This window comes from Dietzia sp. KRD202 (assembly GCF_017168155.1).
Taxonomy (GTDB): domain Bacteria; phylum Actinomycetota; class Actinomycetes; order Mycobacteriales; family Mycobacteriaceae; genus Dietzia; species Dietzia kunjamensis.
Window position 1 is genome coordinate 291787 of record NZ_JABFAN010000018.1, and the last position, 22239, is coordinate 314025.

The window sequence follows — 22239 nt, forward strand, 5'->3', positions numbered from 1 at the left end:
GGCGTTTCAGCGTGGTACGAATAGATTTCCTCGACGTAAGGCTGCTCATGCGCTCGATCCTCGCTATTGCCGCCGTGGCAATTCTTGCCCTTGCTGGATGTTCCAGCCCGAGTGCCGAGCCCGAAGCCACGCAGACCACAGAGGTGATCACCACCGCTCCAGTTGAGCCCACCGAGACCTCGATCGCGCTAGGTGAGCCGTTCACCGTCAACGGCCCGAACTACACCGCGGACGTCACGATCGAGCGCGTCTACCTTCCCGCACAGTGCGGCGATTACCCGAACACCAATATCGCCCTCGAAGTAGACGTGGAAGTCGTGACCGGAGACGGAACGAGGGAAGTGTTGAACACGGGGACCATTCGCGAACGGGATCCGGACGGGTACATCACGCGGGATCGGACGGTGTCGACTACCTGTGGGGACATTGAGGAGTTGGATGCCCGGAACGTACAGAGTGGTGACAAGTTCCGTGGGGTGCGGTGGCTCCACGACGACGTCAACCCTGAATCGGAGATCCTGATAAACACCCCGACACCGCAGGGCGGCCCGATCGCTGAAGTCTTCGTCCTCGACCTTGCTGAGATCGACATACAGTCGGCGTCATCGACCCCTGATCCGCCAGCAGCGCCTGTACCTCCAGCAGCAGCACCTGCTCAGTCATCCCCGGCTGCTGCTGCCGAACCGTACGTCGTTGAATGCCTCTTCGGTACTCCTGGGCCGTCCCGGATGTCGGATGGGACGATTCAGAGCACCGATTACTGCGCCAATCAGCCAGGCGCAGCCGAGAGCCGGTACTTGGAGGGGAACTGCTCAGATATGGCGTGGCGGCAGGGGATGGGACTTGAGGGTGATCGCCTCTGCGGATCGTCTCTCTTCGAAGACGGCGCCCTGGGCGGCAACTAGGTTCGAAATGACGAGAAGCCGCCCCCGCCAAGCTAGGTGGGGGCGGCTCCTTCATCTCTTGCGGCGAAAGGCGAATGGCGGGTGACGCGCACGAAGTGCGCGTCACCCGCCATTCAGTCGGGGTGGCTGACGGGGCTCGAACCCGCGACATCCAGAATCACAATCTGGTGCTCTACCAGCTGAACTACAGCCACCACCGCCGTCCTCGCGGACAGCGCTGACGACTTTACCCCGTGGGGCCCGTCGCCGAGAAATCCGCAGGTGGGGTCAGTAGCCGCGACCCGGACGGGCGTCAGTCGACCGCGGGCAGATCGGCGGCGGCCTGCTTGACCTCGTCACTGGTCGGGCCGGGCTGGGGGACGAACGCGGTGGCCCGGTAGTACGCGAGCTCGCGGATGGATTCCTTGATGTCCGCCAGGGCCCGGTGCGACATGCCCTTCTCCGGCTGGCCGAAGTAGATGCGGGGGTACCAGCGGCGGCACAGTTCCTTGATGGAGCTGACGTCGATCATCCGGTAGTGCAGGTACGAGTTGAGCTCGGGCATGTCCCGGGCGAGGAACCCGCGGTCGGTGCCGATCGAGTTGCCCGCCAGGGGAGCGGACCCCGCCACCGGGACCCACTCGCGGATGTAGGCGAGGACCTGCTCCTCGGCCTCGGCGACCGTCACCGTGGACTCGCGGATCTCCTCGGTCAGGCCGGAGGAGGCGTGCATGTCGCGCACGACCGGCACCATCGCGTCGAGCTCGGCGTCGGGGGCGTGGATGACGATGTCGATCCCGTCGCCGAGAACGTTGAGCTCGGAGTCGGTCACCAGCGCGGCGATCTCCACGAGCGCGTCGGACTTGATGTCGAGGCCGGTCATCTCGCAGTCGATCCAGACGATGCGGTCGTTCTTGGACTCCTGGTGGGGCGTCGGCGAGGACGTGGGGGCAGGGGTCTCGGCGGAGGTCGGCTCTGGCATCACTCGACTATATCGCCGCAGGATCGCGGCCCCCGCGCGGGACGATCAGCCCTCCTGCTGACCCTCGCCGAGCTTGGCGTAGAATTTTCCGACGATCGGCGCCATGATGCCGCGCGGGGTGTAGTTCCCGGCCACGGACATCGCCTGGCTCAGCGGGCCGGGGACGATGCGCATCTTGTTGCGGGCGAGCGCGTCTAGTGAGACGCGGGCGGTGTACTCGGTGTCCACCCAGAGCCGGTCGGGGACGAGGCGGTCGACGAAGGTCTTCTCCTCCTCGGCGATCTCCTCGGTGCGCACCGGGCCGGGCGCGAGCAGCGTGACGTTGACGCCGGAGCCCGTGAGCTCGCCCCGCAGCGACTCGGAGAAGGTGTTGAGGAACGCCTTGGATGCGGCGTAGGTGGCGTTGTTGGGGATCGGCATGTTGCCGGCCGCGGAGCCGACGTTGAGGATCGCCCCGGAGCGCCGCTCGACCATCCCGGGCAGCACCGCCAGCACCAGGTCGTGGCACGCCACGGCGTTGACCTGCACCTGGTGCTTCTCGTACTGCGGGTCCAGCGAGGCGACGGGGCCAAAGGTGGCGATGCCGGCGTTGTTGCACAGGACCGAGATCTCGCGCCCGGCCAGCTCGTCCAGCAGCGGCTGCCGTGCGGCGGGGTCGGCGAGGTCGCACGCGCGGACCTCCACGGCCACGCCGAATTCGCCCTCGAGCCGGGCGGCCAGCTCCTGCAACACGGCCTCGCGTCGGGCCACCACGATCAGCGAGTGCCCACGCCGGGCGAGTTCGGTGGCCAGGGCCATGCCGATCCCCGAGGAGGCGCCGGTGACGACTGCTCGGTTCGACGCGGTGGGCGTGGGCAGGGACATAGGGCTCCTCGGGTCTTCCACTCGGCTCGCCCGCGTACGGCGGGTGTGGCAGCGCTGACCTTACCCGCGTGCCGCCCTCCGGAGCGTGGTGGAGGTCCTAGCCTGATCGGCGTGAGCAGCATCGGAACACCGCCGCCGTCAGCGACCACCTCGTCGTCGTCACCATCGCGCCGTGGCGTCGCCCGCCGGCAAGTCCTGGCCTGGGGGACGTGGGACTGGGGGTCGGCGGCGTTCAACGCGGTGATCGTCACCTTCGTGTTCTCCGTCTACCTGACCGACTCGGTGGGTGCGGACCTCGACGGGCCGTTCTCGGCCGCCACGTGGCTGTCGATCTCCATCGCCGTGGCCGGGCTGGTCATCGCCCTCACCGCGCCGGTGATGGGCCAACGCGCCGACCGCGGGGGCCGGCGCCGCCGCGCGCTGGGCCTCTGGACCTACGCGACGGTGCTGCTCACGGCGCTGATGTTCCTCGTCGACTCCGACGCGCCCTACCCGTGGTTCTTCGTCGGCCTGGTGCTGCTGGCGGTCGGGTCGATCACGTTCGAGTTCGCCGAGGTCGCCTACTTCGCGATGCTGCGCCAGGTCTCCACGCCGTCCACCGTCGGCCGCGTGTCCGGGTTCGGGTGGGCGATGGGCTACTTCGGCGGGATCTTCCTGCTGCTCGCGGCGTTCGTCGGCTTCATCTACGGTGACGGCCCCGTGCGCGGGGTGTTCGGCGTCACCACCGACGGTGGCCTCAACGTGCGGCTGGTCTGCCTCGTCGCCGCCGTGTGGTTCGCCCTGTTCGCTCTGCCGGTGCTGCGGTCGGTGCCCGAGCACCGCCCGGGGGCGGGGAGGAGCGACGACAACGCCCTCGACAGCGACGACGACGAGCCCGGCTTCCTCGAGTCGTACCGCATCCTCTGGCGCGACCTCAAGGCTCTTTGGCGGCGGGATCCGCGGACGGTGAGGTTCCTCCTCGCGAGCGCGATCTTCCGGGACGGGCTGGCGGGGGTGTTCACCTTCGGGGCGATCCTGGCCGTGACGGTCTACGGGCTCGCGCCGGGGGACGTCCTGATCTTCGGTGTGGCGGCCAACGTCGTCGCGGCGCTGGGGGCGGCTGTCGCGGGACTGGTCGACGACACGGTGGGACCCAAGGCGGTGATCATCGGCTCGCTGGTGGCGATGATCGCGACGATGACCGTCCTGCTGTTCGTCGACGGCACGGGCATGTTCTGGATCTTCGGGCTGCTGATGTGCCTGTTCGTCGGGCCCGCGCAGTCCGCGTCCCGGTCCTTCCTGGCGCGGCTGGCCCCGCCGGGCGGCGACGGCCAGATGTTCGGGCTCTACGCCACCACCGGCCGTGCGGTCTCGTTCCTCGCACCCGCCCTGTTCGGGCTGTTCACGTGGGCTTTCTCGGCCGACCGCGCGGGCATCGCGGGGATCGGGCTGGTACTGCTGGTGGGGCTACTCCTGCTGCTGCCGGTGCGCACCCCGAGCCGCGCCGAGGCGGAGGGCACCTGGGTGGACGCGGAGCCCGCACGCTGAAAGGGCCGGGGAGTGCGGTCAGAGCCGGCCGGCATTCAGCAGGTCCAGCACCGCGGCGGCGTCGTCGACGATCTCCGAGAACCCGGCGTCGCGGAACTCCGAGTCACCGATCCCGCCGGTGCGCACCGCCACCGAGCGGATGCCCAGCTTGGTCGCGGCGATCGCGTCCCAGGTCGCGTCGCCGACCATGACCGCGTCCGCGGCGTTTACGCCGGAACGCTCGAGGGCGATCGCCACGATCGTCGGGTCCGGCTTGGCCTGGTCGACGTCCTCGCCGGTGGTCACGGCGTCCACGACGTCGTCGATGTCGAGCAACGCGCGGGCCTCGGCGAACTCCGACGGCGGCGCGGACGTGGCCAGCACCGTGATCCACCCCTGCTCCTTGGCGCCGCGCACGAGGTCGCGGGCCCCCGGCAGAACCCGCAGTGACCCGGCCTGATCGGCGTAGTACTCACCGTGCAGGTCCTTGGCCCGGCCCGCGATGCTCTCGCGCTCCTCGTCGTCGTCGATCCCCGCGATGTCGAGCAGCTCCTCCACGATCGTCGAACCGTCCTTGCCGATCCGGCGGTGGACCTCCACGAACGGCACCGGCGCACCGGCCTCGGCGAGAGCGCGGACCCAGGTCCAGACATGTACGTAGGTCGAATCCACGAGAGTGCCGTCGACGTCGAGGAGAAGAGCGCGCTGGGTAGTCATGTGTTCGACGGTGCCGCGCCCCGGGCCGGGCGGCAACCGCTTGGGGGTGTGGGGAGCCAGGCACGTGCGGCGGCGTCGATCCGACGCGGGGACCGGTGGCATCGCGGGACGGCCGCGCGCACGATCGATAGGCATGACGCGATTCGGATACACCCTCATGACCGAACAGTCCGGCCCCAAGGAACTCGTGCGCTACGCGGCCAAGGCCGAGCAGGCGGGGTTCGACTTCGAGGTGGCCTCGGACCACTACTTCCCCTGGCTCAGCTCGCAGGGGCACGCGCCGTACGTGTGGAGCGTGCTCGGGGCGGTCGCGCACGTCACCGAACGGGTCGACCTGTGCACCTACGTGACCTGCCCGATCCTGCGCTACCACCCGGCCGTGGTGGCGCAGAAGGCCGCGACGATGCAGATCATGTCCGACGGTCGGTTCATGCTCGGCATCGGCGCGGGGGAGAACCTCAACGAGCACGTCGTGGGGCAGCGCTGGCCGTCGGTGGATGAGCGCCACGAGATGACCGTCGAGGCGCTGGAGATCATCCGCGAACTGTTCGACGGCGGGTTGGTCACCTACTCGGGCGAGCACTTCCGCGTGGACTCCGCCCGACTGTGGGACCTACCAGATAAGCGCGTGCCGATCGGCGTGGCCGCCGGCGGCGAGAAGGCCCTCGCGCACCTCGGACCGCTGGGCGACCACCTCATCGCCACCGAGCCCGAGAGCAGCTACATCGAGAAGTGGAACGGCCTCGAGGGCCAGACCCGGATCGGTGACGGCGCCCGCGCGATCGCGCAGATCCCCATCAGCTGGGACCCCGACTCGGAGTCCGCCGCCGTCGAGCGCGCGCACGACCAGTTCCGGTGGTTCGCCGGCGGGTGGGCCATGAACTCCGACCTGCCGACCACCGCCGGGTTCGCCGCCGCCACCCAGTTCATCCGCCCCGAGGACGTGGGGGAGCAGCTGGCGTGCGGGCCCGACCTCGACGCGATCGTCGAGAAGGTGCGGCCCTACTGGGAGGCCGGGTACACCGACATCGCGCTGATCCAGATCGGCGACTCCACCCTCGACCGGTTCCTCGAGGAGGCGGCCGAGCCGCTGCTGGCGCGGCTGCGGGAGGCCGCGGGCTGATCGCGGGGCCACGCAGTGGCTGTCCGGCCGGCCGGGGCGAGTGCCTCGGTCGGCCGGGCCCTTCGCGACGTCCCGCGGTCAGTGCTCGGCGCGGCCCTGCATGGCGGAACTGCCCAGATCGCTGCCGGTGAGCTCGGCCCCCGACGAGACGGACTCGACCCAGGCGTCGGTCGTGGCGACCGCGGCGAGATTCGAGTTGAGCACTGCCATCAGCGTCTCGTGGACCTGCTGTGCCGGGACCGACCCGGCGGAGTTGGAGATGTGGATCGCACCGGTGGCGTCGGAGAGGACCTCCACGGCGATGCCCAGCGGTTCCGCGGTCACGGCGGTGCCGAGAATGCAGTTGTTGGTCATGTAGCCGACGAGCGTCACCCGGTCGACGCCCTGCTCCCGAAGCCAGTCGACCAGCCCGGTGCCGTCGAAGACGCTGGCATAACTCTTGGTCACGCGCTTCCACTGCGGCTGGAGGCGGCTCTCGAGGTCCGCGTGCAGGGACCACCCGGCGCTGCCGTTCGCGAACACCGGAGCGCCCTCCGGCAGGTCGTGCTGGACGACCACCACGGGCATGCCGGCCTCGCTCGCCGCGTCGACCGCACGGACGATCTGGGCGAGCGACTCGTCACGGGGTGGGTACTGGATCTCGAGCGGACCGTCGAAGTACTCCTGCTGTACGTCGACGACGATCAACGCGCGATTCTGCGAACTCATGTGGATCCTCCGGATAGGCGGTACGGCCGGGAACTCGGCCGTTACCCCGATCCTCGCGGACCGACTGCGCTACCGTGAGCGGCACAAAGGAACACTTTCGATGGAAATGGGCCAACCTGTGCGTATCGCCGTTCACGTCTTCGACGGCATCACGATGTTCCACCTCGCGGCGCCCCTCCTCGTCTTCGGCGAGGTGACCCGGCTCGGACTCGCGGACGGGTGGCAGGTCGACACCTGGAGCACAGACGGCGGAGACGTCAACACCGCCGAGGGGATCGTGCTCGGCGACCTCGACGGGCCCGCGACGGCGGAGCAGGCCGACATACTGGTTTTCCCCTCATGGTCTCCGGAACTCCCCGACCGGGATCCGTGCCTGTTATCGATCGTGCGTGGCGCCCATTCCCGGGGCAGCCTGGTGGCGGGGTTGTGCCTCGGTGCCTATCCCGTGGTCGCGAGCGGAGTGCTGGACGGTCGTACCGTCGTCACCCACTGGGAGGGTGCGGCGGAGCTCGCCCTGCGGTACCCGGCGGTCGACGTCCGCTCGTCCGACCTGTACATCGACCACGGGGATGTGATCACCTCCGCGGGGACGGCCGCCTCGCTCGACGCGTGCGTCCACATCGTCCGATCCCGGCTCGGTGCCGCGAAGGCCGCCGTGCTGGCCCGCAGGATCGTGGTGGCGCCGCACCGCGAGGGTGACCAGGCGCAGTACGTGGAACTGCCGGTGCCCGACGGGGGAGACGACGGGGAGATCGGGGAGACGATCGACTGGGCGCTGGCCAATCTCGACCGGCCGCTCTCGGTGGACGACCTCGCCGGACACGCCTGCATGAGCAGACGCAGCTTCGCCCGGAAGTTCCGGGCGACCACCGGCGCGAGCCCCGGGCGATGGGTGCTGTCGCGCCGGCTCGACCACGCGCGGACGCTGCTCGAGACCACGACCCGCTCGATCGAGGACATCGCCCGCGACTGTGGGTTCGGCAGCGCGGTGACGTTCCGGCAGAACTTCGACAGGAAGTACTCGACGACACCGTCGTCCTACCGCGCCCGGTTCGGGGAGGCGCAGGAGTGAGTTCCACCAGGCCCGTCGCCCCGGACCATGCGGACGCGTCCCGACCGGTAGGAACGGCGCCTGCCCGGTGCGGAACGCGGCCGCAGACGTCATGGCCACGATCTACGTGACCAGACCATCTAGCCGCCGGACAGGGGCAGGTAGTCGTTGGTCATGGCAGCGGCGCCGTCGACCTCGGTCTCCAGCAGTCCGTTGTCATGCATCCACGACGCGTAGGCCGCCCAGTCCCGGGCTGTCTGCCGCCCGAAATCCTCCTCGGGTAGAAGCGCCAGCGTGGCGTCGATCATCTTCTCCAGCATGTCGGGCTCGTAGGAGCCCTCGGTCACCGGGGTGAGGGACTCGAGGGCAATACGGCGGTCCGCCAACGCGGCCTGCTGCCCGGCCCCGGTTCCGGCGAGGAAGTCGCCCACGCGCTCGGCATAGTCGGCGTCGCCGGCGAGCCGGTTCGGGTTCGCGATGATCACCAGTTCCGCGTAGTCGGGCACCCCGAGTTCGGTGACCGGCATGATCTCGACATCGCCCCGGGCGCCGAGTTCCACGCCTTCGATGTTGCGGAACGCCCCGAAGATCGCGTCCACCTGGTCGGTCAGGAGCGCCTGGTTGAGACTCTGCTGCACATTGGGGGTGGATATCGAGTCAGGATCGATTCCGGCCTCACGGGCGATGAAGTCGAGGGTCGGTTCCTGGGAGGCCAGCCCCGACAACCCCACGGTCTTGCCCTCCAGATCGGCTGCGGAGGTGATGCCGGACTCCGTCCTGGCGATCAGGGAGGTCAAGGACGTCGGGATCAGTGCCGCGACCGAGATCACGTCGAGTCCCTGTTCGAGGGCGATGAGCGTGTCGGGCTCGTAGGAGATGGCCAGGTCGACCCGCCCCAGGGACACCTCCCGGGCGGCGTCGGCCGTGTTGGACGGCGTCGTGAACGTCACGTCCACGCCGGCGTCGGCGTAGGTGCCGGTGTGCTGCGCGGTGTACAGGGCCACATGGTCGGGATTGGGGCTCCAGTCGAGCAGAACACTGACCGGGGCGGCGCCGGTCTCGCCTGGCTCGGCGTTGTCCGAGGATGCCTGGCAGCCGGTCAGAGCCACCGCGGCTGCGGCCACCATCGCGAGCATGCGGGCGCCGGGGCGCGTGAGAGTCCGGCGTCGGATCCTGCTGGGTCGTGTTTCCGTCATGATGGGTTCCTTTCCCCGGTGGGTGTGTTCCACGGGCAGATCAGGCGTTCGAGCATGGTCACGCTGGCGAGGAGGACGCTGGACATGATCGTCAGCACCGCCACCTGGGCAAAGACGAAATCGGTCTGGAGCCGGGGGATCGCCTGGAGCATGAGGTAGCCCAGGCCGTTGGTGGAGCCGGTGTACTCGGCGAAGACGGCGGCCACCGGCGCGAAGGTGACCGAGACGCGCAGCCCGGCGAAGCCGCGAGGCGCGGCGAAGGGCAGACGCACCCGCCAGAAGAGCGACCACCTGGTGGCGTGCAGACTCCGCAGGGTGTCGATCATCCGGGCGTCGACCGAGCGGATTCCGGAGAGGAGATTGAGGGCGACCGGGAAGAAGCACAGCAGGGCCACCACGATGACCTTCGGCGCCATGCCGTAGCCGAGGGAGATCGTCAACAGTGGGCCTATCACGATGACCGGGATGGCCTGGGAGGCGACCAGCAGGGGGGTCATGGCGTGACCGACGGCGGGCACGAATCCGCTGATGACGACCACGGTCACCGCGACGACCACTCCGAGGACCACCCCGACGACGGTCTCCGTGGCGGTCAGCAATGTGGCCGAGCCCAGCCGGTCGGGCCAGGTGGATACGAGCGAGTCGAGCACGGCGAGGGGTGAGGGAATGACGTACTCGGGCACGAGCTCGAGCGTGGTGACCGTGATCCACGCGGCGAGGACCAGCAGGAGCGTGACGCAGGCAGGGCCGGCGGAGCGGAGGAATCGCACGGTCATGGGGCGGTGCCGCCTCCGGTCAGGTGGGATTCCCGGGCCAGTGCCCGGAGCACTTCCCTGCGGGCTGCCGCGAACGCCTCGTCGCCGAGGAGGACCTCGCGGGGCCGGTCGTCGCTGAACCATCCCGGCCAGGTGCGGACCACACGCGCCGGGGCGTCGGCTTCGTCTCGTGCCAACAGGACCACGCGTTCGGAGAGGAGCAGTGCCTCATCGACGTCGTGCGTGACCATGACGAGGGTGGCCGAGGTGTGGGTGATGGTGTCGCGGAGCCACTGCTGGACCTCCGCGCGGGTGATCGCGTCGAGCGCTCCGAGCGGCTCGTCAGCCAGCAGCACGGGTTTGCGCGCCAGCAGAGCGCGCGCGAGCGCTGCGCGCTGGCGCATGCCCGCGCTGAGAGCTGAGGGACGGGCATCGGACCAGGCGCCCAGTCCCACACGGTCCAGCATGCGCTGGGCCTCGGATCGGGCCACGCGCCGGCCCACTCGTTGGTTACGGAGACTGATCGCGACGTTGTCGAGCAGGGACAGCCAGGGCAACAGGCTGTCGCCCTGGGGCATCAACGCGCAGGATTCCAGGCGTCGTGCGGGCCGGCGTTCATCGAGGACGGCGGCGGTCCCGGTGGTCGGTTCGATGAGGCCGGCGATCACCGACAGCAGCGTGGACTTACCGCATCCGCTGCGCCCGACCACCGCGACATGCTTGCCAACCGGGACGGACAGGTTCAGGTCCGCGAGAACCGGGCGGAGCGCGCCCGAATAGGCGTGCCCCAGTCCATCCAAAGCCACTGCCGTGGTTCCTGGGTGGCTCACGAAAGCGCATGCCAGCGCATCTGACATCCCTCCGCTCGTGTGAACGAGTTCAGGTTCAGCGGGTGTGATCTCAGCCCCGTCCGGTAGGGGCACCCCGTGTCATCGATGCTGATCTTGCGAATCAGCTCGAAGTCCGAACGTACCACCGGCACATCTCGGGATCTGATGTGCGTCCATGGCTGGAGCGAGGAGCGGGCGGGCCGCCTTCTGTAGCGTGCGGACTGTCGGCTCGTGTCGGCGTGAGTGCGCCCCCGAGAGGATTCGAACCCTTCGTGAACTGGCCCGGTTTGCTGGCCGTGACCTGCGCTGATAGTTGATTGTGCTGGTCAGAGACGTTATCGCCTCTTGCGCATACGATAGCATGAGTGAACACAAGATCGGATAGGTCTTGCATGCGAGTTGCACGAGAGGGGCCACGATGGGCAACAAGCGGGGTGTCAGACGAGGGTTCGGAGCGATCCGCAAACTACCGTCGGGCCGCTACCAGGCCCACTACGTAGGCCCAGACGGGGTCAAACACTTAGCGCCCGCCACGTTCCACGCCCACGACGACGCCGCCGCATGGTGCGCCCACGAACGGCGACTAGTCGACCTCGACGTATGGACTCCGCCCGCCGACCGGGCCAAGACGCAGGAAGAGGCCCCGGCCGTACTGCTGGCCGACTACGCCCGAACCTGGCTCGACGAACGCAACCTGAAACCGTCGACCAGGACCGCGTACCGGTCCAAGCTCGAGACGCGCATCCTGCCCGAACTGGGAGACCTCGACCTGACCACGATCACCCCGGCCGTCGTCCGCAAGTGGCACGCCGCCCTCGTCGCCACCCCGTCCGCCCCGAACGGTGGCCGCGACCGCAGCGGCGCCACACGCAACGCCCACTGTTACGCGCTACTGCGAACCATCCTGGGCACCGCCGTCGACGACGGACTGATCGAGGCGAACCCCTGCCGAATCCGCGGTGCATCGCAGACCAAGCGTGTCCACGAGATTGAAGTGTTGCCCGCAGGAGAGCTGGACCGCCTCGCTGCCGCTATGCCCGACGAGATTCGTCTTGTGGTGCTGCTGGCCGCGTGGTGCGGTCTACGGCGTGGGGAAGTGCTCGCGCTGCGCCGCCGTGATGTGGCACCGGACGGCACCGAGGTCTATGTGCGCCGCGGGGTCACGTTCATCAAGTCAAAGCCGGTGTTCTCGACCCCGAAGACCGACGCCGGGGTGCGTGACGTGACGGTGCCGCCGCACATCGTGCCCGCCGTGCTGGACCATCTCGAGCGGCACGTCGGCAGGGGCCGTGACTCGCTGTTGTTCACTGGCAAGGCTGACGGGGTACTCGACGAGTGGACCCTGCGCCGCACGTTCAAGGCCGCTGCCGAGACCATCGAACGGCCGGGGCTAAGGTTCCACGACCTACGGCACCAGGGCGCCGTGCTCGCTGCCCGCGCCGGTGCCACAACCAAGGAACTCATGTCGAGGTTGGGCCACACCACGCCGGCCATGAGCATGCGTTACCAGCACGCTGCGGCCGGCCGTGATGCCGAGATCGCCGCCCGAATGTCTCAGATGATGGGGGAGTAGTAGCGCACGGTTGCGCACTTAATCACATGGGTGTAACTTCAGTGGCACGGGTAGTAATACCCGCGCATAACGTCGAACGCTAGTCGAGGGAGAATCGCCGGCCACCAGGCCGAGCCGCACGGCACGCGATGAAGGTCTCGACGAACGGCCAGACAGCCCCGTAAGACACGGGAACCCCGCATGGGACGCCGAGCACAGACACCGAACTAGGTGGCTGCCGCTTGGCGTTTTGCCGTTTCACGGGAGTTTCTGTGTCTCAGTCACCAGAACGCCGGTACGTGTCGATCAACGACGCTGCCGAGTACGTCGACGCCCACCACCAGACCATCCGCCGATGGATCGCCGAGGGTCGGATCACCGGGTACCGCCTGGGGCCGCGCATGATCCGCGTCGACCTCGACGAGCTCGACGCCATGATGCGCCCCCTCGCCGCTGTGAAGCGGGGTGCGTGAGCGTGAGCGCAAAAGAGAACGCCCCCGCTGTGAACGAGGGCGCCCCAAACCATCCGACTGCTGACGATTCTACCCCGCGCCACGACAGTGTGCTCGCCGCCGCAGCCGGGTACGCCGTCCTCGTCGAAACCGGTGAAGGCCGATACCGGCGCCGCCTGTTCCTGACCCTCGCATCGGCTGAACGGGCCGTCACACGAGCCCGCGAACGGGGCAAGTACGCATACCTCGTCCTCGTCACCCTCACCCCGCAGGCGGTGATCCAGTGACCATGCTCGACCACGCCCTCGCCTACGCCGCCCAGGGGCTCGAGGTGTTCCCCCTCGTCCCTCGCACGAAGCGGCCGGCAACTGCCCACGGCAAAGACGACGCGACCACCGACCCGGCCACGATCCGCGCATGGTGGACCGCAACCCCCGACGCGAACATCGCCGCCCGACCCCCGGCCGGTGTCGTGGTCCTCGACGTCGACCCCCGGCACGGTGGCACGCTCGACGCGCTGGGAGACCTCCCGCCCACCTATCGGACCAAGACCGGCGGGGGCGGCTGGCATGTGTGGGCATGGTTACCCGAGGGGATCGAGGACCGGGTCCGCGGCAAGCTCGACGGCGCCGAGGGGATCGACGTCAAGACCTCGAGCGGGTACCTCGTCATGCCGCCGAGTGTTCACCCTGACGGGGGCCGGTACGTCCTCGAGGATGACACCGAACCGGCAGACCTACCCGCCCACCTGCTCGACCGGGTCGTGCGCCGCCCGGTGGTCCGCGAGAGGCCCGCAGTAGCCCCCAGGATCAACGGTGACGAGCGCGGGGGCCGATACTGGGCCGCCGCCCTCGCCGCCGAACTGGACGCCGTAGCGGGCGCCCCAGAAGGGTCGCGTAACGACACCCTCAACCGGGCCGCCTACAACCTGGGAACCCTCGTCGTCGCAGCCGGTGCCGACGCCAACGACGTCGCCGACCAGCTCGCCGCCGCAGCGCGGGGAATCGGACTGGACGACCACGAGGCCACCGCGACGATCCGATCCGGTCTGACGGCCGGCATGGACTCGCCCCGCGACATACCAGAGCGGGAAGCCCCGGCACCGGTGGTGAAGGCAACCAACCGGCGCGGCACCCTCGACGAGCTCGACGCCGCAGCACGCCGCTGGCTAGGGGCCGATTACGACCTCGATGCGATGCACGCCGTACTCGCCGCCGCCGCAGTCGAACGCCTCGACGGTGACCCGGTGTGGATGCTGCTGGTATCCGGCAGCGGCAACGCGAAAACCGAGACCGTGCAAGCCCTCGACGGGGCCGGCGGCATCATCACCTCGACGATCTCGTCCCAAGGTGCGTTGCTGTCCGCGACCAGCCGCAAGGAACGCGCCAGCGATGCCACCGGAGGACTACTGCGCAAGATCGGGGACCGCGGAATCCTCGTCGTGAAAGACGTGACCTCGATCCTGTCCATGAGCCGCGATGCCCGCGCCGAGGTACTCGGAGCACTCCGCGAGGTGTACGACGGACGCTGGTCACGCAACGTCGGCACCGACGGCGGAAAAACCCTCGACTGGGCCGGCCGCATCGTTGTCATCGGCGCAGTAACAACCGCGTGGGACCGGGCGCACGGCGTGGTCGCCTCAATGGGGGACCGGTTCGTCCTGGTCCGCATGGACTCGTCAGTTGGCAGGCAGGCCGCCGGCCGCCGCGCAATCGGCAACACCGGATCGGAAACCGAGATGCGGGCCGAACTATCCGAGAAAACCTGCGCGGTGCTTAACACCGTGGACGGGCCGGGAATCAACGTCACCGACGACGAAACCGACCGGCTACTCGCCGCCGCCGACCTCGTCACCCTGGCACGCACCGCAGTCGAATCGGACTACCAAGGCACCCCCGAATACGCCCACCAGCCCGAGATGCCCACCCGGTTCGCCAAACAGCTCGCCCAGATCGTCCGCGGGTCCGTGGCGATCGGCCTGGACCGCGACGAGGGGATGCGGCTGGCGATCCGATGCGCCCGCGACTCGATGCCGCCGCTACGCCTGGCGATCGTCGACGACGTCGCCGCCCACCCCGACGCCGCCACCAGAGAGGTGCGTCAACGCCTGGACCTACCGCGCAACACCGTCGACCGGGGATTGCAGGCGCTCCACATGCTCGGTGTGTTGACGGTCCGTGAGGACACGAGCGACCGGCGGGGAACCGTGTGGCGGTACTCCCTCGCCGAGGGAATCGAACCGGACGCCCTCAAATACGTTCCAGAAATGGCTTTACCCCCCCTCAACCCCCAGGTAAGAGATCCGCAGGGACAGATGTGCCGGGGTACCGCCAAACCTGGAACGTTCCCGGCCGGGGGTGGTCCCGATGCGTGACAACCGACCACTGTGGCCCCTGGTCGCTGACGAGATGAGTTCCGACGACCTCGACCGCCTCGACGCCACCCTGACCGAGTGGGCCGGAGTGTCGCTGTACACCGCCACGATGGACGACCTCACCCAAGCGCAGCACGCCCTGGGCTTGTTCCACGAGGCCGCGGTGAAGGTGTACGCCAGCAAGCTCACCGACGCCGGCATCGACGCAGTAGAGGCCCACGCGAACGGGGGCCGCAAATGAACCCGTTGACCCGCATGCTCGCCGAGATTGTCGACCACCGCCTCGAGGGCGCCGCCTGCGCCGGAGAGCACCACCTGTTCGACCCGCGGGACGAGAACGAACCCGCAGACCTTTACGCCCTGCGCAACGAATACGCGCGCGCAATCTGCGGTGTCTGCCCCGTCCTCGAGCGGTGCCACGAAACCGCCATGAACATGCGCCCCTCTGACCGCACCGGCACCTGGGCCGGAATCACGTTCGACCACCGCGGCCGACGGGTCCGCATCCACCAGAAGGGAACCGCCCAGTGAACGACTACAAGCTCAGGCTCATTGCCATGTACCGGGCACCGATCCGCAACGGGGACACCTGGCCGACACACAAGGCCCGCGACCGACGCCGCCGCCGACGCAAGGGGAAGAAATGATGACCGGCCACATCACCCGCGTGAGGATCGCGCCCCGGTTCGCCGACCTCAACGTCGAACCCACCAGCAAGGGCGCCCGCCTGTCCGTCGGCAACGTGCATGTCCACCTGTCACCGAGGGACGCCCGCCGGCTCGCCGACGCCCTCGTCGACACCGTCGAGAAGGGAACCGAATGAACGACGAGCACGACATCAACGACCTACGCCGGCTCATCGCCGACCGGGCCGACCGCCGAACCCGACCACCGGCCACCGACCGGGTCGACCTCGCAACCGGCTGGGAACTCGCCCAGCACACCGAGGTGACCGTCACCGAACTCGACGCCCACGGCGTCACCACCACCACCGAAACACTCGCCGTTAGCCCGCTGCTACTCGGCATCGAACCCCCAGAAGGGAACCACCATGAGTGAGACCACCGACCCCACCCTCGAGGCCCCCGACACCGTCCTTGACGACCAGGCCCCCGACGTGGACCAGCACGACGACGAGCCCGACAACCCCAACCACGAGGCCGCCAAGTATCGGCACCGCGCCAAGGAAGCCGAGGCCGCCCGCGACCAAGCGACCGCCCGCGCCGACGAGCTCGCCGCACACGTCACCGACCTACGGCGGGCACTCGTCGAAACCGAGGTCGCACGGTTCGGCATCAAATCGGACGCGTTCTGGGCCGCCGAACCGGACCTCGACACCCTCGTCGACGACACCGGCCGGCTAGACCTCGACGCCGTCACCGAGGCGGTCCGCGCCACCCGCGACCGGTTCGGCATCAAACCGCAGGGATACCGGCGGGGCGGCCGTGCATCCGGCGCCACCGCAACCGGGGACACCGTCACCGCCTCATGGTCCGACGTGATCCGCCCCGGCAGAGGGTAGAATGAGCGGTGACGGCCCACCACCCGGCGGGCAGCGCGGGCCGTCACCGCAGCCCCAGGAGGGCAACCAAGGGACCGGCAGGACCGGACCAGGGACACCCATTCACGCACTCCTGAGAGGCAAGCCTCATGGCTCTTTACACCACCACTTCCGACGTCGGCGGCATCCTGCCCGAGCAGTACGGGCCGCTCATCGTCGACCCCGTCACCCGCGCCGCGCTCGCGTTCGACCCCACCGTCGCCGCGACCGTCCGCACCGCCGGAACCAACTTCCACGTCCCGGTCGTCACCGAGGACGCCGGCGCCGCATGGGTCGCCGAGGGCGCCGAGATCACCCCGGACGATCCGACCATCGACGAGATCATCGTCACCCCGGCCAAGGTCGCCGGCCTGACCATCCTGTCGCGTGAGCTGGCCGAGGACTCGAGCCCCGCCGCCGCCCAGATCGTCGGGGAAGGCTTGGCCCGCAGCATGGCCCGACAGGTCGACGCCGCGTTCTTCGGCAACCTGTCCGCACCCGCGCCGGCCGGACTCGGCAGCCTGACCGCAACCGCAACCGCGACCGGTGAACTCTCGAGCGTGGACGTGTTCGCCGACGCGCTCGCCGAGGCCGAGGCCGCAGGCGCAACCGTCACCGCGTTCGTCATGCATCCCGACGACGCGCTCGCACTCGCCAAGGTGAAGGTCGGTACCGGATCGGCGCAGCCCCTACTGGGCACCGACGCCACCGCCGGCACCTCGAGGCAGGTCCTGGGCATCCCCGTGCATGTCTCGTCCTCGCTCACCGCGGGAACCGCCTGGGCCGTCGACTCAAGCCGAGTCCTCACCGTCCTGCGCGACGACGTCCGCCTCGAGACCGACTCGAGCCGCTACTTCGACTCCGACCGGGTCGCCGTCCGCGCCACCATGCGCGTCGGATTCGCGTTCCCCTCGCAGGGCGCCCTCGTGAAGATGACGCTCACCACCCCGGCCGAGTAACACCCGCCGGCCACGATGCCCCCGGCCACCACGGTCGGGGGCGTCACCAGCCGGAGAGGGGTGGGGGGTGACCCCCAGACACCCCACGGTGGCCCCCACGGCATTGCTTCCAATACCCCCCCGAATCGAAATAGGGCCGTGCCAGCGTTTTTCGGGGCCGTTACTTTTCGCGTGAGGATGACCGATGGATCGCCAGTGTGACGAGTGTTCGGCGGGGTTTGTGGCCCGGTCGCCGCGGCAGCGGTTCTGTTCTGACCGGTGTAGGTACCTCGAGAAGGACCGCCGGCGGATGCTGGCGTGTTCGGTGTGCGGTGAGCCGATGCACCGGGGGCCGACCGTGAGGGTGGACGGGATGCAGCGTCACAATCGGTGCTGTGGTGTGGCCGGCGGGTAGTGGTCACCGCTACGGCCAACGGAGTCCCCTACGGGGACCGGTGGCCTTGCTGACCCCTCCCCACGGTTTCCCACGAACCAAGCCCCGATATCGCGTCACGGCACGACGAGTAGCCCGCCCCGAATGGGTGCGAGCTTTGTCGTGACCCCCGGTAGCGTCCGGCCGGACACCGCTACGGGAGCGCCCACGCCGGTTCGTGGGATTGAGAACACCGGGACGATCTTTTTAGGGGTGGACCGCCTCAAACACCCGTCTGTACGGCACGCTGAGCGCCGATCCCGCCCCGCCCGACCGACTACGCCGGATGAGGGGGAACCGCGCTCAGGGCCGCGTCTGGGCCGTCTTTACGGCGTCGATGATTGCCAGCGCGAACCGTTCGGCCTCGTCGGGCGTGAGGTCGCACTCGGGATCGAACACCCGAATGAAGGTGGGGCCGGCGTCGAGGCCGTCGAGACTGAGACGGTCCTCCGCGAACAGGCCCACGTCCCAAGTGACGCCCGTGGGGGCGAAGTACCGCGCCCAGGTGACGATCTGCGCGCCGGTGGCCCGTTCGATCATGGGTTCTTCCGGTTCGGGTGCTTGGCACCATGCGGGCCGTTGGCCGGGCGCCCTCATCGCAGGGACTCCTGGAGGTAGGCGTCAACCTCGTCACTCGTGACGGTCGCCCCGGCCATGAGTCGTGCCGCGACCTCGCAGATGGCCGGCCACGCCTGCTGCAACTCGATCTGCCACACGGATTCGCGGGCCGTGGCGATCTGCTGCAACTGGTCCGCGATACCCGGCGCATCGGCTTGCACGCCCATTTCGGCAGCGATTGAGTCGATGCTCAACCCCTTGTCGATCACGGTGGAATCGTCTGCCCCGCCGGATAGTAGGCAACCCCCGAGGACGTCCTCGAACGTGAACTCGTCGTCGTCAAGGTCGTCTAGCGGTCGGTCGCCCCACTGGTACCGGGATTCGGCCCACGGTCCCGCGTAGGCGATAAACGCTTGGTCCCAGACATGGGAGCGGTGCCACGTGATGCCCGCCCCGTGGGTGTCGGACAGTGTGACGGACAGGAGCGAGCTACCGCCCCGCATCAGCGCGGCGACGGCGTGCCCTGCCTCGTGGTACGCCGCGAGCGTGCGTGCGTCGGTGCTCATCGGAGGGACTCCCAGTAGGACTTGAGAGCGACCTTATACGCCGCCTGGCCACGCTCGAGCGCGTCGGCAATCTCGACGGCTTGGTCGGTGCCCATGTCGAGCTCGCCGTGAACCGAGAGGATTGGCGGGGATGCCTCGCCGTTGTCGACCAGGCTGACGACCTCGACGGTGATCTTCTGCCGGTCGTTGCCCGGTCCGCCGGCGATGATGCGCCGGAAATGAGTGATGTCGTCGCCTGTGAGCGGTGGCGGTGTGGGATGCTGGCTGTTGGCCATGACGCTTACCTCGTCTTGGTCGCTGGCCCCGAGCGTTCCCGTGCTACGGGGCCATTTCTATTGACCAACACAAGGCAACTTGTACGCCAGTTGCACGACCTGCGGATCGCACAGCATAAATGCCGTTTGACCTGCGTAAACCTTGCGCCCCCGAGAGGATTCGAACCCCTGACCAGCCGGGTAGAAACCGGATGCTCTATCCACTGAGCTACGGAGGCCTGCGACGCGCGCGTGGGGCGTCGCCGGGAGAATGGTAGCCGATCCGGGGGGTGGGTCGGACAGTGGCGAATCGGCCCGGGGGCGTCCGGGTTCCTACGATGGTGGTCATGACGTCGTCGAAGACCGCCCCCGCCACCGCCGGGCGGTTCGGAACCCGCAACATCGTCGCCCTGGTACTGCTCCTGGCGGCGGTGGCGGCCGCGGTGGTGATCCCACTGTCGGCCATGTCCGCCGAGGTGGCGCTCGAGCTGGTGGGCGTGCCCGATCCGGGTCCGCTCACCACGGCCGGCCTCCCGGCGCTCCGGTCGATCGCCGAGCTCCTCGCCGCCGTGGCCGTGGGGGCGGCGCTGTTCGCGGCGTTCTTCACCCCGCCGCAGAAGGACAAGACCCTCGACGTCGACGGCTACCGCATGCAGCAGATCTCGTCGTGGGCGAACATCGCCTGGGCGATCGCCGCGGCACTGCTCATCCCGCTGACCCTGTCGGACGTCTCCGGGCGCACTTTCCTCCAGTCGCTCCCGCCGGGCCAGTGGTTGGTCGCGATCAACCAGATCGACATCGCGTCCTCGTGGCGGTGGGCCGCGATCATCGCGCTGGTCGCCGGGATCGGGCAGCGACTCACGCTGAGCTGGCGCTGGTCGGTCATCTGGCTCGGCGTCACCGCCCTCTCGCTGCTTCCGGTGGCAGCCACGGGCCACGCGTCCGGCAGCACCGCGCACGACCTGGCCACCAACTCGCTGATGATCCACCTGTTCGGCGCCGCGTTCTACGTGGGTGGGCTCATCGCGCTGATCATCCACACGTGGCGCGGCGGCTCGCGCGTCGCCCTGGCCCTGCGCCGCTACTCGGTGGTGGCGACGGTCGCGATCGTCGCCCTCGGGTTCACGGGCGTGATCAACGCGCTCGTCCGCCTGCACCCGGGTGACCTTCTCACCTCCACCTACGGATTGCTGGTCGTGTCCAAGGCGTTGGCGCTGTGCCTGTTGGCGCTGTTCGGTCTGGCGATCCGCCGCCGGATCATCGCCAAGATCGAGTCGACGGGGGCCAATGCGCCGGTCGACCGGCCCACGCTGCTGCGGATCATCGTGGTGGAGGCCGTCGTCATGGCCGGCACCCTGGGGCTGTCGGTCTCGCTCGGCCGCACCCCGCCGCCGGCGCCGCTGTACGTACCCACGAGGCAGGAGGCGCTACTGGGCTTCGAGTTGCCCGGGCCCTTCGCGTTCGGAACGGTCTTCGGCACCTGGCGCTTCGACCTGGTGCTGGGTCTGGCCGCGGTGGTCCTGCTCGGCCTGTACCTCTGGGGCCTGGTGCGGCTGCGCCGCCGCGGGGATGCCTGGCCGCTGAGCCGCACCGCGTTCTGGGTGGCGGGCTGCGTGATCCTGTTCCTCACCACCAGCTCCGGCATGGGGATGTACATGATGGCCGACTTCGCCAGCCACATGGTGGGCCACATGCTCATCTCGATGCTGGTGCCGGTCCTCCTGGCGCTCGGTGGCCCGTTCACGCTGGCCCTGCGCGCGCTCCGGGCCGCCGGTCGCGGCAACCCTCCCGGGCCCCGCGAGTGGCTGGTGGAGTTCATCAACAACCCGCTCTCGCACTTCCTCACCCACCCGATCGTGGCGTCGGTGCAGTTCGTGGCCGGTTTCTACCTCATCTACTTCGGCGGGTTCTATCAGACGTTGGCCTCGGAGCACCTGGGCCACATGTTCATGAACGTGCACTTCCTCATCAGCGGCTACCTGTTCTACTGGGTGATCATCGGCGTGGACGCGGCGCCGCGGCACTTCTCGCCGATGTACAAGCTCATGGTCCTGCTGAGTTCGCTGCCGTTCCACGCGTTCTTCGGCATCCTGCTCATGAACACCAAGACCGTGCTGGCCGAACCCTGGTACTCGGGCATCGGCCTGCCGTGGATCCCGGATCTACTGCAGAGCCAGCAGGTCGGCGGCGGCGTCGCCTGGGCGGCGGGGGAGATCCCGCTGGTGATCGTCATGCTGGCCCTGGCGTGGCAGTGGTACCAGAGCGACATGCGCGACGCGCGGCGCGGTGAGCGGCAGGCCGACCGCGACGACGATGCCGAGCTCAAGGCCTACAACGAGATGCTCCGGGAGATGTCCCGCGCCGACCGCCGGCCCTGAGTCCGAACACCTCGTCGTCGTCACAGACGCCGGTTCTCCACACCCCCCGCCCCCCTCCACAGGGCCGCCACCGCGGGCGGTGGGAACGAGGGGTGACGACGACGAGGTGAGGCACGCTGCAAGTCACGAGGCCGACGCACGGTCGGCCGAACGTGACAGGAGTGAGCCCATGAACGAGACCCACACGACCGTCCGCGGAACCGTGATCACCGATCCCACCACCCGGAGGGTGGGCGACGACCAGGTCTTCACCTTCCGGGTGGCCAGTAACAGCCGCTACCAGGACCGGCTCACCGGCGAGTGGAAGACCGGCGGCACGCTGTACTTCTCGGCCAACTGCTGGGGACGCCTCGGGCAACGGGCGTCCGGCGCGCTGTGCAAGGGCGACGGCGTGATCCTGCACGGCCGGCTGCTCACCAACGAGTACGAACGCGACGGTCGCATCATGCGCGACCTGGAGATGCGGGTCAGCGCCGTGGGGCCCGACCTGTCCCGCATGGACGTCACCGTGCGCCGCGCCAGGACGGACGCGCCGGCCGAGGGGGCCGGCGTCGACGGGGCGGGTGTCGACGCCGGCC

The 22239-nt window shown here is 68.9% G+C and carries 26 protein-coding genes, 2 tRNA genes and 1 riboswitch; of the genes, 16 read left to right on the top strand and 12 right to left on the bottom strand.

The features are described 5' to 3' along the window. The first annotated feature begins 47 nt into the window (after window positions 1-47). Window positions 48-905 carry a hypothetical protein gene (locus J1M64_RS15225; RefSeq protein WP_241261580.1) on the top strand — a complete coding sequence of 286 codons (858 nt, stop codon included), beginning with the start codon at window positions 48-50 and terminating at the stop codon, window positions 903-905. A 121-nt stretch (window positions 906-1026) separates the two neighbouring features. On the opposite strand, the gene J1M64_RS15230 is transcribed toward J1M64_RS15225, so the two are convergent. From J1M64_RS15230 to cmrA, 3 genes are all read right to left on the bottom strand, one after another. Continuing rightward, a tRNA-His gene (locus J1M64_RS15230) sits at window positions 1027-1099 on the bottom strand. Between the two features lie 98 nt (window positions 1100-1197). Then, the gene (gene orn / locus J1M64_RS15235) at window positions 1198-1866 is read right to left on the bottom strand and encodes an oligoribonuclease (RefSeq protein ID WP_096905813.1); all 669 of its coding nucleotides are present in this window, start codon (window positions 1864-1866) and stop codon (window positions 1198-1200) included. A gap of 45 nt (window positions 1867-1911) precedes the next feature. Next, window positions 1912-2730, bottom strand: a complete 819-nt coding sequence (gene cmrA / locus J1M64_RS15240; RefSeq protein WP_206474640.1) for a mycolate reductase — start codon at window positions 2728-2730, stop codon at window positions 1912-1914. A gap of 120 nt (window positions 2731-2850) precedes the next feature. Here cmrA and J1M64_RS15245 point away from each other — a divergent pair, with 120 nt between their 5' ends. Continuing rightward, entirely contained in the window at window positions 2851-4257 is a 1407-nt protein-coding gene (locus J1M64_RS15245; RefSeq protein WP_206474778.1) for an MFS transporter, read from the top strand. Window positions 4258-4275: 18 nt separating this feature from the next. On the opposite strand, the gene J1M64_RS15250 is transcribed toward J1M64_RS15245, so the two are convergent. After that, window positions 4276-4953, bottom strand: a complete 678-nt coding sequence (locus J1M64_RS15250) for an HAD family hydrolase (RefSeq protein ID WP_206474642.1) — start codon at window positions 4951-4953, stop codon at window positions 4276-4278. 133 nt (window positions 4954-5086) lie between these two features. Between J1M64_RS15250 and J1M64_RS15255 the strand changes: the two genes are divergently transcribed. Further along, entirely contained in the window at window positions 5087-6076 is a 990-nt protein-coding gene (locus tag J1M64_RS15255) for a TIGR03557 family F420-dependent LLM class oxidoreductase (RefSeq protein WP_067719842.1), read from the top strand. A gap of 78 nt (window positions 6077-6154) precedes the next feature. On the opposite strand, the gene J1M64_RS15260 is transcribed toward J1M64_RS15255, so the two are convergent. Next, window positions 6155-6784 carry a cysteine hydrolase family protein gene (locus J1M64_RS15260; protein WP_119192386.1) on the bottom strand — a complete coding sequence of 210 codons (630 nt, stop codon included), beginning with the start codon at window positions 6782-6784 and terminating at the stop codon, window positions 6155-6157. 118 nt (window positions 6785-6902) lie between these two features. Between J1M64_RS15260 and J1M64_RS15265 the strand changes: the two genes are divergently transcribed. Then, window positions 6903-7856 carry a GlxA family transcriptional regulator gene (locus J1M64_RS15265; protein WP_163376849.1) on the top strand — a complete coding sequence of 318 codons (954 nt, stop codon included), beginning with the start codon at window positions 6903-6905 and terminating at the stop codon, window positions 7854-7856. A 119-nt stretch (window positions 7857-7975) separates the two neighbouring features. Here the strand turns inward: J1M64_RS15265 and J1M64_RS15270 are convergent, their stop codons facing one another. From J1M64_RS15270 to J1M64_RS15280, 3 genes are read right to left on the bottom strand one after another with little or no spacing between them, the layout of a single operon-like run. Next, complete coding sequence (locus tag J1M64_RS15270; protein WP_206474643.1) at window positions 7976-9031, bottom strand: ABC transporter substrate-binding protein; 1056 nt, start codon at window positions 9029-9031, stop codon at window positions 7976-7978. After that, window positions 9028-9807 carry an ABC transporter permease gene (locus J1M64_RS15275; RefSeq protein WP_206474645.1) on the bottom strand — a complete coding sequence of 260 codons (780 nt, stop codon included), beginning with the start codon at window positions 9805-9807 and terminating at the stop codon, window positions 9028-9030. The genes J1M64_RS15270 and J1M64_RS15275 overlap by 4 nt, the downstream gene beginning before the upstream one ends. Beyond that, a complete protein-coding gene (locus J1M64_RS15280) occupies window positions 9804-10592 on the bottom strand; it encodes an ATP-binding cassette domain-containing protein (protein WP_307872456.1) in 789 nt (262 codons plus the stop codon). Before J1M64_RS15280 ends, J1M64_RS15275 begins: the two co-directional genes overlap by 4 nt. A 33-nt stretch (window positions 10593-10625) precedes the next feature. Further along, window positions 10626-10723: riboswitch (TPP riboswitch) on the bottom strand. Window positions 10724-11034: 311 nt separating this feature from the next. On the opposite strand from J1M64_RS15280, the gene J1M64_RS15285 reads away from it, so the two are divergent. The 10 genes from J1M64_RS15285 (at window position 11035) to J1M64_RS15330 (ending at window position 17493) form a co-directional block, all read left to right on the top strand. After that, window positions 11035-12189 (top strand): site-specific integrase, encoded by a 1155-nt coding sequence (locus J1M64_RS15285; protein WP_206474648.1) that lies wholly within the window; start codon window positions 11035-11037, stop codon window positions 12187-12189. 251 nt (window positions 12190-12440) lie between these two features. Then, window positions 12441-12641 (top strand): helix-turn-helix domain-containing protein, encoded by a 201-nt coding sequence (locus tag J1M64_RS15290; RefSeq protein ID WP_206474650.1) that lies wholly within the window; start codon window positions 12441-12443, stop codon window positions 12639-12641. 2 nt (window positions 12642-12643) lie between these two features. Further along, the gene (locus J1M64_RS15295; RefSeq protein WP_206474652.1) at window positions 12644-12907 is read left to right on the top strand and encodes a hypothetical protein; all 264 of its coding nucleotides are present in this window, start codon (window positions 12644-12646) and stop codon (window positions 12905-12907) included. 2 nt (window positions 12908-12909) lie between these two features. Beyond that, window positions 12910-14994 carry a bifunctional DNA primase/polymerase gene (locus tag J1M64_RS15300; protein WP_241261644.1) on the top strand — a complete coding sequence of 695 codons (2085 nt, stop codon included), beginning with the start codon at window positions 12910-12912 and terminating at the stop codon, window positions 14992-14994. After that, window positions 14987-15235, top strand: a complete 249-nt coding sequence (locus J1M64_RS15305; RefSeq protein WP_206474655.1) for a hypothetical protein — start codon at window positions 14987-14989, stop codon at window positions 15233-15235. The genes J1M64_RS15300 and J1M64_RS15305 overlap by 8 nt, the downstream gene beginning before the upstream one ends. Further along, window positions 15232-15525, top strand: a complete 294-nt coding sequence (locus J1M64_RS15310) for a WhiB family transcriptional regulator (protein ID WP_206474657.1) — start codon at window positions 15232-15234, stop codon at window positions 15523-15525. The genes J1M64_RS15305 and J1M64_RS15310 overlap by 4 nt, the downstream gene beginning before the upstream one ends. Window positions 15526-15637: 112 nt before the next feature. Continuing rightward, entirely contained in the window at window positions 15638-15817 is a 180-nt protein-coding gene (locus J1M64_RS15315; protein WP_206474658.1) for a hypothetical protein, read from the top strand. Continuing rightward, window positions 15814-16053 (top strand): hypothetical protein, encoded by a 240-nt coding sequence (locus tag J1M64_RS15320; RefSeq protein WP_206474660.1) that lies wholly within the window; start codon window positions 15814-15816, stop codon window positions 16051-16053. Before J1M64_RS15315 ends, J1M64_RS15320 begins: the two co-directional genes overlap by 4 nt. Beyond that, complete coding sequence (locus J1M64_RS15325; protein WP_206474662.1) at window positions 16046-16516, top strand: hypothetical protein; 471 nt, start codon at window positions 16046-16048, stop codon at window positions 16514-16516. The genes J1M64_RS15320 and J1M64_RS15325 overlap by 8 nt, the downstream gene beginning before the upstream one ends. A 128-nt stretch (window positions 16517-16644) precedes the next feature. After that, window positions 16645-17493: a phage major capsid protein gene (locus tag J1M64_RS15330; RefSeq protein WP_206474664.1), complete on the top strand. Its 849-nt coding sequence runs from the start codon at window positions 16645-16647 to the stop codon at window positions 17491-17493. Window positions 17494-18208: 715 nt separating this feature from the next. Here J1M64_RS15330 and J1M64_RS15335 read toward each other — a convergent pair. The 4 genes from J1M64_RS15335 to J1M64_RS15350 form a co-directional block, all read right to left on the bottom strand. Next, window positions 18209-18445 (bottom strand): hypothetical protein, encoded by a 237-nt coding sequence (locus J1M64_RS15335; protein WP_206474665.1) that lies wholly within the window; start codon window positions 18443-18445, stop codon window positions 18209-18211. Between the two features lie 53 nt (window positions 18446-18498). Next, window positions 18499-19029 carry a hypothetical protein gene (locus J1M64_RS15340; protein ID WP_206474666.1) on the bottom strand — a complete coding sequence of 177 codons (531 nt, stop codon included), beginning with the start codon at window positions 19027-19029 and terminating at the stop codon, window positions 18499-18501. Next, window positions 19026-19304 (bottom strand): hypothetical protein, encoded by a 279-nt coding sequence (locus tag J1M64_RS15345; RefSeq protein ID WP_206474667.1) that lies wholly within the window; start codon window positions 19302-19304, stop codon window positions 19026-19028. The genes J1M64_RS15340 and J1M64_RS15345 overlap by 4 nt, the downstream gene beginning before the upstream one ends. Before the next feature lie 145 nt (window positions 19305-19449). Next, window positions 19450-19522: transfer RNA gene (locus J1M64_RS15350), tRNA-Arg, on the bottom strand. Window positions 19523-19630: 108 nt separating this feature from the next. Between J1M64_RS15350 and J1M64_RS15355 the strand changes: the two genes are divergently transcribed. Both J1M64_RS15355 and J1M64_RS15360 read left to right on the top strand, forming a co-directional pair. Continuing rightward, entirely contained in the window at window positions 19631-21661 is a 2031-nt protein-coding gene (locus tag J1M64_RS15355) for a cytochrome c oxidase assembly protein (RefSeq protein WP_206474669.1), read from the top strand. A 169-nt stretch (window positions 21662-21830) separates the two neighbouring features. After that, the coding region (locus J1M64_RS15360) for a single-stranded DNA-binding protein (RefSeq protein ID WP_206474671.1) at window positions 21831-22239 on the top strand (409 nt) is incomplete at its 3' end.

Coding starts and splice junctions, on each gene's coding strand:
- J1M64_RS15345 (WP_206474667.1), bottom strand. CDS start 19,304: ATGGCCAACAGCCAGCATCCCACACCGCCACCGCTCACAGGCGACGAC.
- J1M64_RS15250 (WP_206474642.1), bottom strand. CDS start 4,953: ATGACTACCCAGCGCGCTCTTCTCCTCGACGTCGACGGCACTCTCGTG.
- J1M64_RS15255 (WP_067719842.1), top strand. CDS start 5,087: ATGACGCGATTCGGATACACCCTCATGACCGAACAGTCCGGCCCCAAG.
- J1M64_RS15260 (WP_119192386.1), bottom strand. CDS start 6,784: ATGAGTTCGCAGAATCGCGCGTTGATCGTCGTCGACGTACAGCAGGAG.
- J1M64_RS15305 (WP_206474655.1), top strand. CDS start 14,987: ATGCGTGACAACCGACCACTGTGGCCCCTGGTCGCTGACGAGATGAGT.
- orn (WP_096905813.1), bottom strand. CDS start 1,866: ATGCCAGAGCCGACCTCCGCCGAGACCCCTGCCCCCACGTCCTCGCCG.
- J1M64_RS15225 (WP_241261580.1), top strand. CDS start 48: ATGCGCTCGATCCTCGCTATTGCCGCCGTGGCAATTCTTGCCCTTGCT.
- J1M64_RS15330 (WP_206474664.1), top strand. CDS start 16,645: ATGGCTCTTTACACCACCACTTCCGACGTCGGCGGCATCCTGCCCGAG.
- J1M64_RS15355 (WP_206474669.1), top strand. CDS start 19,631: ATGACGTCGTCGAAGACCGCCCCCGCCACCGCCGGGCGGTTCGGAACC.
- J1M64_RS15335 (WP_206474665.1), bottom strand. CDS start 18,445: ATGATCGAACGGGCCACCGGCGCGCAGATCGTCACCTGGGCGCGGTAC.
- J1M64_RS15310 (WP_206474657.1), top strand. CDS start 15,232: ATGAACCCGTTGACCCGCATGCTCGCCGAGATTGTCGACCACCGCCTC.
- J1M64_RS15325 (WP_206474662.1), top strand. CDS start 16,046: ATGAGTGAGACCACCGACCCCACCCTCGAGGCCCCCGACACCGTCCTT.
- cmrA (WP_206474640.1), bottom strand. CDS start 2,730: ATGTCCCTGCCCACGCCCACCGCGTCGAACCGAGCAGTCGTCACCGGC.
- J1M64_RS15340 (WP_206474666.1), bottom strand. CDS start 19,029: ATGAGCACCGACGCACGCACGCTCGCGGCGTACCACGAGGCAGGGCAC.
- J1M64_RS15315 (WP_206474658.1), top strand. CDS start 15,638: ATGATGACCGGCCACATCACCCGCGTGAGGATCGCGCCCCGGTTCGCC.
- J1M64_RS15285 (WP_206474648.1), top strand. CDS start 11,035: ATGGGCAACAAGCGGGGTGTCAGACGAGGGTTCGGAGCGATCCGCAAA.
- J1M64_RS15300 (WP_241261644.1), top strand. CDS start 12,910: ATGCTCGACCACGCCCTCGCCTACGCCGCCCAGGGGCTCGAGGTGTTC.
- J1M64_RS15270 (WP_206474643.1), bottom strand. CDS start 9,031: ATGACGGAAACACGACCCAGCAGGATCCGACGCCGGACTCTCACGCGC.
- J1M64_RS15275 (WP_206474645.1), bottom strand. CDS start 9,807: ATGACCGTGCGATTCCTCCGCTCCGCCGGCCCTGCCTGCGTCACGCTC.
- J1M64_RS15320 (WP_206474660.1), top strand. CDS start 15,814: ATGAACGACGAGCACGACATCAACGACCTACGCCGGCTCATCGCCGAC.